This window comes from Mycobacterium sp. NGS69 (assembly GCF_059812165.1).
In genome coordinates, this window is record NZ_JCALCD010000002.1 from 811,119 (window position 1) to 824,948 (window position 13,830).

10 protein-coding genes are annotated in these 13,830 nt (G+C 65.0%); 4 read left to right on the forward strand and 6 right to left on the reverse strand.

The annotated features are described in order from the left end of the window. The first annotated feature begins 45 nt into the window (after positions 1-45). From AC5Y2S_RS09160 to AC5Y2S_RS09170, 3 genes are all read left to right on the forward strand, one after another. Positions 46-1,350, forward strand: coding sequence for an adenosylmethionine--8-amino-7-oxononanoate transaminase (locus AC5Y2S_RS09160; RefSeq protein ID WP_499955612.1), 1,305 nt, complete (start codon positions 46-48; stop codon positions 1,348-1,350). A gap of 115 nt (positions 1,351-1,465) precedes the next feature. After that, positions 1,466-1,933 (forward strand): hypothetical protein, encoded by a 468-nt coding sequence (locus tag AC5Y2S_RS09165; protein WP_499955614.1) that lies wholly within the window; start codon positions 1,466-1,468, stop codon positions 1,931-1,933. Positions 1,934-2,238: 305 nt separating this feature from the next. Then, the gene (locus AC5Y2S_RS09170; RefSeq protein ID WP_499955616.1) at positions 2,239-2,826 is read left to right on the forward strand and encodes a PE family protein; all 588 of its coding nucleotides are present in this window, start codon (positions 2,239-2,241) and stop codon (positions 2,824-2,826) included. Between the two features lie 24 nt (positions 2,827-2,850). Here the strand turns inward: AC5Y2S_RS09170 and AC5Y2S_RS09175 are convergent, their stop codons facing one another. The 5 genes from AC5Y2S_RS09175 to AC5Y2S_RS09195 all read right to left on the reverse strand — a co-directional run bounded on the left by AC5Y2S_RS09175 (position 2,851) and on the right by AC5Y2S_RS09195 (position 11,297). Then, complete coding sequence (locus tag AC5Y2S_RS09175) at positions 2,851-5,766, reverse strand: MMPL/RND family transporter (protein ID WP_499955618.1); 2,916 nt, start codon at positions 5,764-5,766, stop codon at positions 2,851-2,853. 142 nt (positions 5,767-5,908) lie between these two features. Then, positions 5,909-8,779: an MMPL/RND family transporter gene (locus AC5Y2S_RS09180; RefSeq protein WP_499955620.1), complete on the reverse strand. Its 2,871-nt coding sequence runs from the start codon at positions 8,777-8,779 to the stop codon at positions 5,909-5,911. Beyond that, positions 8,776-9,192 carry an MmpS family transport accessory protein gene (locus AC5Y2S_RS09185; protein WP_499882354.1) on the reverse strand — a complete coding sequence of 139 codons (417 nt, stop codon included), beginning with the start codon at positions 9,190-9,192 and terminating at the stop codon, positions 8,776-8,778. Before AC5Y2S_RS09185 ends, AC5Y2S_RS09180 begins: the two co-directional genes overlap by 4 nt. Before the next feature lie 320 nt (positions 9,193-9,512). After that, positions 9,513-10,925, reverse strand: a complete 1,413-nt coding sequence (locus tag AC5Y2S_RS09190) for a condensation domain-containing protein (protein WP_499955622.1) — start codon at positions 10,923-10,925, stop codon at positions 9,513-9,515. A gap of 165 nt (positions 10,926-11,090) precedes the next feature. Next, positions 11,091-11,297, reverse strand: a complete 207-nt coding sequence (locus tag AC5Y2S_RS09195; protein WP_499955624.1) for a hypothetical protein — start codon at positions 11,295-11,297, stop codon at positions 11,091-11,093. 3 nt (positions 11,298-11,300) lie between these two features. On the opposite strand from AC5Y2S_RS09195, the gene AC5Y2S_RS09200 reads away from it, so the two are divergent. Next, positions 11,301-12,569 (forward strand): glycosyltransferase, encoded by a 1,269-nt coding sequence (locus tag AC5Y2S_RS09200; protein WP_499955626.1) that lies wholly within the window; start codon positions 11,301-11,303, stop codon positions 12,567-12,569. A 45-nt stretch (positions 12,570-12,614) separates the two neighbouring features. On the opposite strand, the gene AC5Y2S_RS09205 is transcribed toward AC5Y2S_RS09200, so the two are convergent. Then, the coding region (locus AC5Y2S_RS09205) for a GMC oxidoreductase (protein WP_499955628.1) at positions 12,615-13,830 on the reverse strand (1,216 nt) is incomplete at its 5' end.

The following is a 13,830-nucleotide window of genomic DNA, read 5'->3' on the forward strand; positions in this document are numbered from 1 at the left end:
ATGGCCGCGAATTGTGCGAACCGGCTGCCTCTACGCTCGATCTCTATGCCTGCGACGAGGGCCGGGTTGACGCCCGCGGAGATCAGCGCGATCGACGCGGCGCACCTGTGGCATCCCTACAGCACCATCGGCAGCGAATCGGTGGCGCCCGTCGTGGCCGTCGCCGCCCGCGGCGCCCGGCTGACGCTGATCCGCGACGGCGAACCCATCGAGGCGCTCGACGCGATGAGCTCCTGGTGGACCGCGATCCACGGGCACGGCCACCCCGACCTGGACGCCGCGCTCGCCGCGCAGCTGGCCACGATGAACCACGTCATGTTCGGCGGGCTGACCCACGAGCCCGCGGCCCGGCTGGCGCAGCTGCTGGTGGAGATCACGCCGGCGGGCTTGGAGACGGTGTTCTTCAGCGACTCGGGATCGGTGTCGGTGGAGGTCGCGGTGAAGATGGCGCTGCAGTATTGGCGCAGCCGAGGCCGGCCCGCCAAGCACCGGCTGATGACGTGGCGGGGCGGCTACCACGGCGACACCTTCACTCCGATGAGCGTCTGTGATCCCGACGGCGGCATGCACTCGCTGTGGTCCGACGTGCTGGTCCCGCAGGTGTTCGCCCCGCAGGTACCCCGCGACTACGACCCGGCCTACGCGGCGGCGTTCGAGGCGCAACTGGCGCAACACGCCCCCGAGCTGGCGGCCGTCGTCGTCGAGCCGGTCGTGCAGGGTGCGGGCGGGATGCGCTTCCACGACCCGGCGTACCTGCGGGACCTGCGCGAGGCGTGCAGCCGGCACAACGTGCTGCTGATCTTCGACGAGATCGCGACCGGGTTCGGTCGCACCGGTGAGCTGTTCGCCGCCGACCACGCCGGGGTGAGCCCGGACATCATGTGCGTCGGAAAGGCACTGACCGGCGGATACCTCAGCCTGGCCGCCACCCTGTGCACCACCGAGATTGCGCACACCATCAGCTTGGGAGAGGCCGGCGCGCTGATGCACGGGCCCACGTTCATGGCCAACCCGCTGGCCTGCGCGGTGTCGGTGGCCAGCGTCGAGCTGCTGCTCGGCCAGGACTGGCGATCCAGGGTGGGGGAGATCGCCGCGGGACTGGCGGACGGGCTCGGGCCGGCCCGGGCGCTGCCCGGCGTGGCCGACGTCCGGGTGTGCGGGGCCATCGGGGTCATCGAATGCGAGCGGCCCGTCGACCTTGCCGTCGCCACCCCGGCCGCGCTGGACCACGGCGTCTGGCTGCGCCCGTTCCGCAACCTGGTCTACGCGATGCCGCCCTACATCTGCACCGGCGCCGAGATCGCACAGATCACATCGGCGATGGTCGAGGTCGCGCGGCGCGTGGGCTGAGCCGGGCCGCGCGCATCCGGCCCAGCGGCTCAGCAAATTCTCAGCAGATTCTTCGGCCGCGGCTAGCTCGGCTCAAAGGATCCCCAAAGCCGCGGGGCCCATGATCAATCCCATGATGAGTGAGTCGCTCTGCGCCAAGTTGATCGAACGCTACGTACGCACCTGCGGGCTGCAGTTCCTCAAGGGCGAGCACGACGGCGAATACTTCTGTGTCGCCAACGCCGATGCCGGGCGGCTGCACATCCACCTCGAGGTCTCGCCGTCGTTCGGCGACATGTTGGTCATCGGGGTCGCTCCCGCGTGCTCGTTCCGCGCCGCCGACCGCCCCTGGCTGACCCGGTTAGCTGACAAATGGAACAAGCAAAACCGCAAAGTCACCGCGATCGTGCACGGTTGCTCAGATCCGCAACGCGTGGGCCTCGTGGCTCGCAGGTCCCGCTGGATCCAGGACGACATCTCCTTCGAGGAGTTCGCCGCTTTCGTCGACCGCACCATCGCGGCGTCGGTCGATTTGTTTGCTGAGGCGACGGTGGCCGTCGAGCTGCCCTCGACCGCGCAGCCGATGCTGCGGGACGCGAGCTGAGATTTTGACGCGCCGGGCCCCCGCAATCCCGTCGGCCGTGGCGGGCCGGGGAGGCCGACCGTCGACGATGGAGTAGCGGCTCATCGAAGCCGACCGGGACGGTTTAGGGAGTGACTCCGTCCGCGCGTCCCGGTTGCGACGCAACGACCCGGGGGACCGCATGGTTTTGGGGCCTACGCCATTAGGTCTGAAGCGGCACTAGCAGCCAGTTTGGGGTGCCGCCGAGTTTTGTTCTTAGGGATCAGCCGAAGCTGCAGCGCGCCGTTGTACTTGTGTGTAATCTCCGTGACGGGCGTGATCCAGCCGTGATTCTTGCTTTGCCGCTGGGTCGTGCGGTGACCGGCTGGAGGATAGATATGTCGTATGTGATGGCGACGCCGGAGTTGATGGCGGCCGCGGCGAGGGATTTGGCTGCTATTGGTTCGACGCTCAGCGCGGCACACCTGGCGGCGGCGGCCCCCACCGTCGGGGTGATACCCGCGGCCGCCGACGAGGTGTCGGCGGCCATCGCACAGGTGTTCTCCCAGGCCGCGCAGAGCTTCCAGGGGCTGGTCGGGAAGGCGTCGACGTATGGCGCGCAGTTCGCGCAGCAGTTGACCGCGGGTGGAGGCGCCTATGCGGCCGCGGAGGCCGTCAACGCCGCGTCGGTGGCCGCCGATTCGAATTCGATTATTCAAGAGCTCATCGACGCGCCGGCCCAGTTCCTCGCAGCGTTTAACAGTCTCTATAACAGCACGACGGGCGTTTTGAAGTTCTTCTTGAGCTTCTTCGAGCTACCTGTCTATATCGCTTACGAGGCACTGGTTTTGACATATTTGACGCTGGCCGGATTGATCGAATTAGAGCAATTCTTGGCCAAATTACTGACTGGGTCAACGATTCCGATTCCGTAATTTTCGGGCGTTATTGCGTGCGACCTACACGGTTAGCCGGGGGAGTTCGAGCGTGGCCGCGTCGTCGTCGCGGCGCTCCTCGTGCAGCAGCAAGGACCGCACCACCGCGCGCGGCGCCTCGGATCGAAGCATGAAGCTGGCCGGGCGCGGGCGGACCGTCTGCGGCCACCAGAACCAGCGCCCGAGCAGCGCGGCGATGGACGGGGTCATGAACGAGCGCACCACCAGCGTGTCGAACAACAGCCCCAGGCCGATGGTGGTGCCCAGCTGGCCGATGATCCGCAGGTCACTGAAGATCATCGACGCCATGGTGAAGGCGAACACCAGGCCGGCGTTCGTCACGACCTTCCCGGTGCCGCCCATGGCGCGGATGATGCCGGTATTTATGCCGGCGGCGATCTCCTCTTTCATGCGGGCCACCAGGAGCAGGTTGTAGTCGGATCCCACCGCCAACAGGACGATGACCGACATCGGCAGTACCATCCAGTGCAATTTGACGCCCAGAACGTACTGCCACACCAAAACCGACAGCCCGAACGATGCTCCCAGCGAAAGCACCACCGTCCCAACGATAACCAGGGCGGCCACGAAGCTTCGGGTAAGGGCGAGCATGATGACGAAAATGAGGCAAAGCGCGCCGACGAGGGCGATCCACAGGTCGTATTTCGAGCCGTCGTCGAAGTCCTTATAGGTGGCCGCGGCTCCGGCAATGGAAATCTTGGCGCTCTCCAGCGGAGTCGTTTTCAGCGCCTCTTCGGCCGCCGCCCTGATCGGGTTGATCCGCGATATGCCTTCGGGTGTCGCGGCGTCGCCCCGGTGCGAAATGATGAATCGCGCCGCCTTCCCGTCCGGAGACACGAAGGAAGCCATCGCGCGCTGGAAGTCCTGGTTCTGGAAGACATCGGGCGGCAGATAGAAAGAGTCGTCGTTCTTGGCCGAGTCGAACGCCTGCCCCATTTCGGTCGCGCTACGGCTCGCGTCATCCAGCTGGCCGAAAAGCCCGGACGTCGTGCTGTGGTTCGTCAACAGCGTCACGCGCGTGGCCTCCGCGATCGCGATCAGTGGGGGAGTGAGCTGCAGTAGCTGAGCCGCCAGCTCGTCCGCCTGCACCGCGTCTTTGACGACCATGTGCAATCTGTCACGAAGCGCGTCGACGCTGTCGAATAGCTGGAATATCGACCTGATCGCAAAACATATCGGGATATCGAAGCAATGCTTTTCCCAGTAGAAGTAACTTCGAATTGGCCTGAAGAAGTCGTCGAAATCCGCCACGTGGTCCTCTAGCTCGTCCACGATGGTTTCCATCTCTTTCGCCACGCCGACCGTCTCGTGAGCGACGGCGGTGAGCTGCTTCTGCAACTCGTACAGGTGCTTCAATATCGCGATCTGTCTGGCGAGCGAGTCGGCCTCCGTGAGCATGTCATTCATGCGGGCCTTCATGAATGACATGTTCTGCAGCATGGATGCGTTTTGCAGGCTGATCAGGAAAGGTATCGAGGTGTGCTCGATCGGCGTTCCCTCAGGCCGGGTTATGCCCTGCACCCGAGAAATTCCCGGAACCCGGAAAATGGCCTTGGCTATTTTATGCAGCACGAGAAAGTCGGCCGGATTGCGCATGTCGTGGTCGGCCTGGATCATCAGAATGTCGGGCAACATCCGCGATTGCGAGAAATGGCGATCGGCGGCCGCGTAGCCCAAGTTGGCCGGCAGGTCTTTGGGCAGGTAAGACCGGTCGTCGTAGCTGGTTTTGTAGCCCGGCAACGTCACCAGGCCGACCAGGGCGACCGCCAGTGTCGCCACCAGAATGGGCGCGGGCCAGCGGACAATCGCCGTGCCGATGCCTCGCCATCGTTTTTGCGCGATCCGGCGCTTGGGGTCGCACAGCCCGAAGCGACTTCCGGCCGTCAGGACGGCGGGAACCAGCGTGACCGCCACCGCGACCGCGACGAGCATGCCCACGGCGCAGGGCACGCCGATGGTCTGGAAAATGGGCATCCGGGTGAAGCTCAGGCACAACATCGCCCCGGCGATCGTCAGACCGGAACCCAGGACGACGGGAGCGACGCCGCGGTAGGTGGTGTAGTAGGCCGATTCGGGGTCCTCGCCGGCCTGCCGGGCCTCCTGATATCGGCCGAAGAAGAAGATCCCGTAGTCGGTTCCGGCCGCCATGGACAGCGCCACCAGCAGATTGATCGCGAATGTCGAGAGCACGACGACGTCGTGATCGGCGAGAAACGCGATAATCCCTCGGGCCGTACCGACTTCGACCCCGACCCCGATCACCACCAGGATCACGGTGGTGACCGAACGGTAGACGAGTAGCAGCACCACGAAAATGATCGCCCCGGCTATCAGGGTCATCTTCAGCAGCGAGTCATTGCCGCTGCGCACCATGTCCGGGATGAGCGCTGCCGGGCCGGTGAGATGGACTTCGACACCGGGCGGTGGTGGCGTCTGTTTGATGATGTGCCGGACCGCCGTCACCGATTCCTGCGCCAGGGTGGTCCCTTGGTTGCCGGCCAGATTCAGCTGCACGTATGCGGCCTTGCCGTCGGGACTTTCCACGCCCGTCGCCGTGAGCCGATCTCCCCAGAGATCCTGCACGTGTTCGACGTGCCGCGGGTCGTTTCTTAACTCACGAACCAATCCTCGGTAATACGCGCGAGCGTCTTCCCCGAGCGGTTGCTGCCCCTCCAGCACGATCATCGCGAAACTGTCCGAATCGGACTCTTTGAAGGCCTTGCCCATGCTCGTCATGGCGCGGACCGACGGCGCGTCTTGGGGAGCCAGCGGCACGGAGTGTTCTTCGCCGACCCGCTCCAAAGGCGGAACCCCGAACGTCACAAGCAGCGTCAACGCCAGCCACGCCAGGATGACGACGAGCGAAAGCCTGCGGATGATCCGCGCAAAGAAGGGGCGCCGGGGCGGTTCGTTGCTCATGGGGCCTGCACCGGGCAGACGGCGAAGGCGGCGGCGTCGCACACGTCGAAGCGGCGGCCACTGCTCCCGCTGTCACCCTGTGCCACGATGCTCCCCACGGTTGCCGGTCTGGTCCTGAACTGGAAATGCGCCATGGCTGCCGCTATCTCAGCAACAAGGCGCGTACCAGCGGACGGGGTCCCGTGGGCCGAAGCAGGGAACTCGCGGGACGGGGGCGAACCTGTTGCGGCCACCAGAACCACCGCCCGAGCAGCGCGGCGATGGACGGCGTCATGAACGCGCGCACGACCAGCGTGTCGAACAGCAAACCCAGACCGATCGTGGTGCCGACCTGACCGATGGTGCGCAGATCGCTGACCAGCATGGACCCCATGGTGAACGCGAAGACCAGCCCCGCGTTCGTCACGACTTTTCCGGTGCCGCCCATCGCGCGGATGATGCCGGTATTTATACCGGCGCCGATTTCCTCTTTCATGCGGGCGACGAGCAGCAAATTATAGTCAGAGCCCACCGCCAAAAGGACGATCACCGACATCACGAGCACTGACCAGTGTATTTGTATGCCCAGCAAATCCTGCCAGGCGAATATGGAGAGCCCGAAAGAGGCGCCGAGCGACAGCAATACCGTGCCGACGATAACGAGGGCGGCAATAAAGCTTCGCGTCATGATCAGCATGACAATGAAAATCAGGCAGAGCGCGGCGATTCCCGCGATCATGAGGTCGATTGTCGAAGCCCGCACCTGGTCGCGCACCGACGCCGCGGTGCCGGAGAGATAAATCTTCGCGTCTTCCAGCGGCGTTCCCTTGAGCGCCTCCTCGGCCGCGCTCTTGATCGCGTCGACCCGCGACAGGCCCTCGGACGACGACGGGTCGCCCTTCTGCAGGATGAGCATGCGGACGTCTTTGCCGTCCGGCGACACGAAGATGTTCATGATTCGCTGGAAGTCTTTGTTCTTCAACGTTTCCGGCGGCAGGTAGAAGGAATCGTCGTTCTGGGCGGTGTCGAACGCCCTGCCCATTGCGGTTGCGTTGTTGCTGTTGTCGCCCATGTTGCCGAGGACGCCCGACATGGTGCTGTGCATGGTGAGCAGCATGGTCCGCGACTGCTGCATGATCTCGATCGTCGCCGGCAGCTGGGCGAGGATCTGCGGCAGCAGCGCGTCAACCTGGTCGAGGTCCGCCACCAGCAGGATCAGCTTGTCGCTGACCGCGTCAACGCCGTCGAGGGAATCGAAGATGCTTCTGATCGCGTTGCAGATCGGAATGTCGTAGCAGTGCTTTTCCCAATAGAAGTAGCTGCGGATGGGCCTGAAGAAATCCTCGAAATCGGCGATGTGGTCTCGCAGCTCGCTGGTGAGGGCCTGCATTTCATGCGTGTTCGCGACGACATCATGCGTCGTGGCGACCAATTGCTTCATCACGTCATACATGCGCTGCGTGATGCTGATCGCTTCCGAAATCAGGTCGGCCTGCTTGAGCAGGTCGTTCATGCGCGCCCGCTGGAAAGTGAGGAATTGTTGCTGCCCGGCGGCTTGCATGCTGAGCAGATACGGGATCGTCGTGTGCTTGATCGGGGTTCCCTCGGGCCGTGTTACGGCCTGGACCGTCGAAATGCCCGGCACGGCCAGGACGGCCTTGGCCAGTTTATCCAGCACCAGGAAATCGGCCGAATCGCGCAAATCGTGGTTGGCCTCGACCAACAGGATTTCGGGCGCCATCATCGCCGATGGGGGGAAATGGCGCGCCGCGGCCTCGTACCCCAAATTGCCGGGGATGTCTTTGGGGATGAATTTCTGGTCGTTGTAGCTGGGGCTGTAGCCCGGCAGCGTCAACAACCCGACCAGCGTTACCGCCAACGCCGCGGCGAGAATGGGTGCGGGCCAGCGAACGATCGCCGTGCCCACCCGCCGCCAGACGCGAAAGCTGATTTTGCGCTTCGGTTCGAACAGGCCGAAGCGGCTTCCGACCGTGAGGACGGCCGGGATCAGCGTGATCGCGACCGCGACGGCGACCACCACGGCCACCGCGCAGGGGACGGCCAGCACGTAGAACGAGGGCAGCCGCGTGAAGACCAGACAGTAAAGCGCCCCGGCGATGGTCAAACCCGAGGCCACGACGACCTTGGTGACCCCGTGGTAGGTGGTGTAGTAGGCCGTTTCCCGGTCCGCGCCGGCCTGACGCGCCTCCTGATACCGCCCGATGAAAAATATCCCGTAGTCGGTTCCGGCCGCGATCACGAGGGATACCAGCAGATTGACCGCGAGGGTGCTGAGACCGATGATCCCGTGATAGCCGATAAATGCGACAATTCCCCGGGCAACCATTAATTCGATGCCGACCACCAGCAACAAAAGAATTACGGTGACGACCGACCGGTAGACGATAAGCAGCGTAATGAAGATCACCGCGATGCTTACCAGAGTAATTGTGGCAACCGTTCTGTCACCGCTGTGGCTCATATCCGAAATGATCGCCGCGGGCCCGGTGACAAACGCCTTGACTCCCGGCGGCGCCGGCGTCCGCGCGACGATATGCTGAACGGCCTCGATCGAGTCGTTGCCCGCGGCGATAATCACCAGCACATACGCGGCCTTACCATCGGCGCTTTGAGCGGCCTGCCGCGTTAATTCATCACCCCAGAAATCGTTGACATGTATCACATGTTTCGGATCGTCTTTTAGCTGAGAAATCAACCGATCGTAAAACCTGTGGGCGTCGTCGCCGAGGGGTTGCTGGCCCTCCAAAACAATCGTCGCCACACTTGTGGACCCCGATTGTCCGGATTGGTCAGCCGCCTTGAAGTCTTCGTTGAGCCGCTGTGACGCGGTGGCGGACGGCGCATTGGTGAGCGTCGGGGAGACCGAATGCTGGTTCTCGACCTGCTCCAGTGGGGGAACGAAGAAATTCAAGACCGCGATGATCGCCAACCACCCCAGGATGATGGCGACCGAAAACCGACGGATCGTTCGCGCTACGAATAGCCGACTGTGCTGTAGCTGGTGGTTGGTCATGAGCCCTTGAGCATGCAGGACGTAAAGGCGCTCACCTCGTTGGTGACCTTCTCGGACTTGACCACGCCGTCGAGCAGGATGCGGCAACCGATGCTGTCGGTGTCACCCTGCGCCGCGACGCTTCCGATGCCCGTCGCCGCGGTGACCGGGAATTCCACTGACCATGGCAGGCTCGCCGCGTCGACATGCTGCGGCGAACCGGTTTCGTCGTAATAGCTGATCAACGCCACGGTCCCGGGTGGTCCGAAGACCTCGTACCTCAGGTGCTGGGGGTTGTATGGCTTGTTGTCGACCCTGGTATCGGCGTACGAGAGGCGCTTCTCGGAGCCGAACAGGCCGTGCAGTCGAGACACGGTGAATCCGCCAACCGCGATCACGACCAGTACGACCAGCGGTATCCAAAGCCGCCGCAGGCCACGGAAGATCGCGGGCCCCGCACGCCGACGACCGGCTCCAGATCCACCTTGTGCCCGGGGGGCCGACGATGGTTGGCGGGAGCTTCGGAAGAGGGCCCGTCGGGGTCCGGGCGGTGGGCCGGCATCCTGGCCGGTCTCGACGGCGATATCGGACCGCGTCGGCTCAACATCGCGCACACTGCCCCAGACCACCGCACCACCCTAACTGACACGAGTTTAATTACGGATGCAAACCATAATGGAGTACAACAGCGCCTGACCAGGATTTAAGGAACTTCTCAGCATGGCGTCCCGAAGCGGGCGCAGGCAACGAATTCTTACTCGATGTCGCCGGTCAGGCCGAACTCGGCCAGCGTGCGCGCGGCCAGTTCGCGCAGTGCGGGCTTGGTGTTCTCCGCGCCCGGGTGGTAGGCCACGACGGTGAGGTAGATCTTGCCGATCCCCGGTGTGCGGCACGACACCACCTGCATGTGGCCGCCCGTCCGCTCGAGTTGCTGCCGCGTCGCGTGCTGCCTCGTCCCGCGCGCCCAGGCGTACTCGCACTGGGTGCCGTCGGCGCGGCTCACCACCGAACCGGCGTCGCCGAGGTTGGAATAGATGACCGGCATGTCGGGGTCGTTGAGCTGCGCCTCGACCCCCCGTTTCCAGATCCGCTTCGGGGTGAAGGGGGACAGTGCGGCCAGTTGCGAGGATTCATCCGGCGCGCTCTGCAGAGACTTCAGCGCCTGCTTGATGGCGGCCCGGGTGTCGCGCAGATCGGCCGTCAACCCGGTCGGGTCGAGGCTGACACGGGCGAAGGACACCGCGAGCGCACGCGTATCTTCCTCGCCGCGGTCGGTCATGACGATTTGCAGGGTCACGGCGCCGTCGGAGGCCCGTCGGCGGCCCAGGTGCTCTGCGAGTTTTGCGGCCATCACGGCGGCCAGCGTCGTGCTCGTCCCGCCGAGAGCCTTCGCACGCGCATCCCATTGATCCAGGTCGACGAGGATTGCGATGCCCGGCACGATGACGGGGTCGGCGCCGCCGTCGTCGCGGCGCGCGACGGGTCGTGACGCCGGCGTCGATCGGTCGGCATCGCGGCGCTGACGGCGGGTCAGTTGTGCCAACGCGACGAACGCCCGGGCAACGTCGGGCGCGTCCCGAGCGGTTTGGCGCAGATCCTGGGCCGCCGCGCGCAGTCGGGTCCTCGAGCGCGGCGGCGGGTAGCCGAGGTCGCGGTTGGTCCCCATGATCGCCTCGGCCACCGCGACGAGACCCCCGACACCGTCGATTATGTAGTGCGAAATCACCCAGGTGACCGCCGTCGAGCCGTTCGTCAGGGGAAGGACGCTGAGATGCCAGCCGGGCCCGGCTTCCGGATCGACGGGAACTTGTGAGCGTTCATCGGCCCATGCGCTGAGGTCGGCGCGGGGACGGGCGCGGTCGGCGAAGTGAATCTCCGACGGCCCCCGGTCGACCACCCACCGGTGCCGGCCGAACGGCAGCGGCGACCGCTCGATGAGCCGGCCGGACAACCCGTAGCCGAGATTGTGGTGAAAACGTTTCAGGCCGTCGAAATCGATCGGGTGCTCATAAACCCACACGACCTGCATGACTTCCGTCTGACCGATGGCGCGCTGTCCGGCAACGAAGCCTTGGTCCACCAACGTCAGCAGATTGTCCGGCGGCGCCTCGCCGTTGGACGCGCGGTCGTCAGAGGATGCGCGCGCGCGGCGTATCCGGGTTGGCACTGATTAGCCTCCTATGACAGACGATTCGCCGGGAACCGGCCGCGCATCACGGCGGCGGCGTTCATGCGGGCGAGCCGATTCATCACAGCAGATTAGCCTCGGGCGCATCCTCGCGGCCGAGCATTGGCAAAGACTTTTCCGTGTTCGCTGCCGCGGGGCAGAAACTCAAGTTGCCGCCCGATGCCTGAAATGCGGTCTGCGCGAGGCTAAATCGCCGTCGTTGACGACGCCGCCGGCGGGGCTGCCAAAAGTTTCAGATAGCCGGTTGATGGCGCCGGCATTGGGGTTATGCTGCTGGGCGGCTGAGCTGGGCACCGGGTCTGCCGCTTTCATTTCGCAGAACGCGCACGGGAAGTGAAGGACCAGGATCACGCGATGAAGTTTGTGCTGGCGTTCTATGGGACTCGCGGCGATGTCGAGCCCGGCGTCGCCGTCGGCCGTGAGTTGCGGCGCCGCGGGCACGACGTGTGCATGGCCGTCCCGCCGGACCTGGTCGGGTTCGCCGAGGCGGTCGGGCTCGCCGCGACCGCCTACGGGCCGGATATTCAGACGTGGCTGGAATCGACGCGCAACTTCTGGGCCTATTTCTTCCGGAACTTCTGGAGGATTCGGGACGTGCGCGCGTTTTTGCGTGAGTCTCGGGAGCCCGGCATGCAGCGGTGGGCGGAGATGAGCAGGATGCTGACCTCGTTGACGGAGGGGGCCGACCTGCTGTTGACCGGCATGAGTTACCAGGAGCTGGCCACCAACGTCGCTGAGTACCGCGACATTCCGTTGGCCACGCTGCTGTGGTTCCCGATACGCGTCAACGGCCGCCTCGTTCCGACGCTGCCGCCGTCGCTCATCCGCTCGGCGATGCGGGTCTACGACTGGCTGGTGTGGCGCGGGGTGAAGAAAGTCGAGGATGCGCAGCGCCACGAACTGGGCCTTCCGAAGGTCACCAGCCCCGCGCCGCGGCGGATTGCCGAACGAGGATCGCTGGAAATCCAGGCCTATGACGAAGTGTGCTTTCCCGGGTTGGCGGCCGAATGGGCGAAATTCGATGGCCAGCGGCCCTTCGTCGGCACGCTGACGCTGGAGTCACCGACGGATGCCGACGACGAGGTCGCCGCGTGGATCGCCCAGGGAACACCGCCGATCTTCTTCGGGTTCGGCAGCATTCCGGTCGAATCCGCTGCCAGCACGATCGCCATGATCGGCAGGGCTTGCGCGCAGTTGGGCGAACGGGCGCTGGTTTGCGCCGCTGCGACCGATTTCGGCGACGCCCCCGGTTTCGAGCACGTCAAAGTGGTGGGCGCGATGAATTACGCGGCGATCTTTCCGGCCTGCCGCGCGCTCGTGCACCACGGAGGGGCGGGCACCACCGCCGCGGGGCTGCGCGCGGGAGTCCCGACTTTGATCCTCTGGATGGCCGACGTTCAGCTGATCTGGGGTGCCGCGGTGAAACGGCTGAAGGTGGGTACCGCCCGGCGCTTTTCGACCGCGACCGAGAAAACATTGGTCGCGGACCTGCGGACCATCCTCGCCCCGCAATATGCCGCCCGGGCCCGCGAGGTCGCCGCGCGAATGACCAAACCCGCCCAAAGCGTCGCGGCCGCCGCCGATTTCGCGGAAGACTTCGGCCGACGCAAGCGCGCCGGCTGACCGACATAGGGGGATCGGTTCGCGCACAAGCGAATCCAACGGGCGTCAGCTGGTGAAATGCGCCTGGTCCACGTGCGCGGCCACCCGCAGGGCGTTGGCCGCGACGGTCAGACTGGGGTTCAAACCGCTGCTCGACGGGAAGAACGACGCGTCCGCCACGTAAAGGTTTTCCACTTCGTGCGCGCGGTTCTGCGGGTCGAGCACGCTGGTCTTGGGATCGGTGCCGAAGCGGCAGGTGCCGCAGACGTGGCCGAGGGTCGAGTTGTTTGCGCCGGTTCGCAGGGTGAGGGTGCGATACGGCTTCAACACCTCTTTTATCTGCCGAATGAACACTGCGCGGCGTTCGACCTCGCTTGGGTGCAAACGGTATTGAAGTCGCAGCCGCTGGCGCCCATCCTCGTCGGGTCGGTCGCTTGGCAGGACGCGGTTGTCCAGATACGGCAGGTCCTCCATGATCGGGGCCAGCACCAGCCCGCCGTTGAAGAAGCGATCGTAGATCGGCCGCACCGCCGGGCTGATCAAGCGCAGTGCCTTTGGCTGCCAACCGGGCTGGTTGGTGAACATGTCCATGGATGCCAAATTGGCCATCGCGCCCGCCGACTGCACCGTGCCGTATTTCTGGCCCTCCCAGAAATAGAAATCGTTGAAACCGATTTCCTTGTTCTCGGCCGTGATCTTGCAGCCGGGTTGCGGCCAGACCTCGATCCAATCCATCAGGTGGCGCATCAGGTTGCGCCCCACAACATCTGAGCCGTTGGCCAGCCCGCGCGGCCAGTCGCCGGACCGGGAGTTGAGCAACAAGACGGGGGTGGCCAGAGCGCCGGCGGCGAGCACCACGACTTTGCCTTGCAAGGCCAGCATGTCGGAGTGGTGTTGGGCGATCACCCGCTGCACCCGGGTGCGGTCGGCCTCCAGGCGCACGACCCGGCACTGGTCCAGGAGGTGCGCGCCGTGCTCGGTAACCGCGGGCAGCACGCCGTTGCGGCCGGCGTCGTTCTTGCACGACCGCTCGCAGAGGTGGGCCTGGCAGGTGGTGCAGCCCTCGGTGTAGTCGCAGGCCATCGGCAGGTGGTAGGGGTGCAGGCCGCGGCCGCTCAGATAGTTGACCAGCGGCTGGTTGTCGGATGAGAACGGTGGGGCCGCAGGCAAACCGACGTCGGCGGACTCGGGGCGCAGCGGATCGGGCGCGCCGCGCACCCCCAGCAGTTTTTCGGCCTCGGCGTACCACGGGCTCAGCTGGTCGTAGGTGATCGGCCACGCG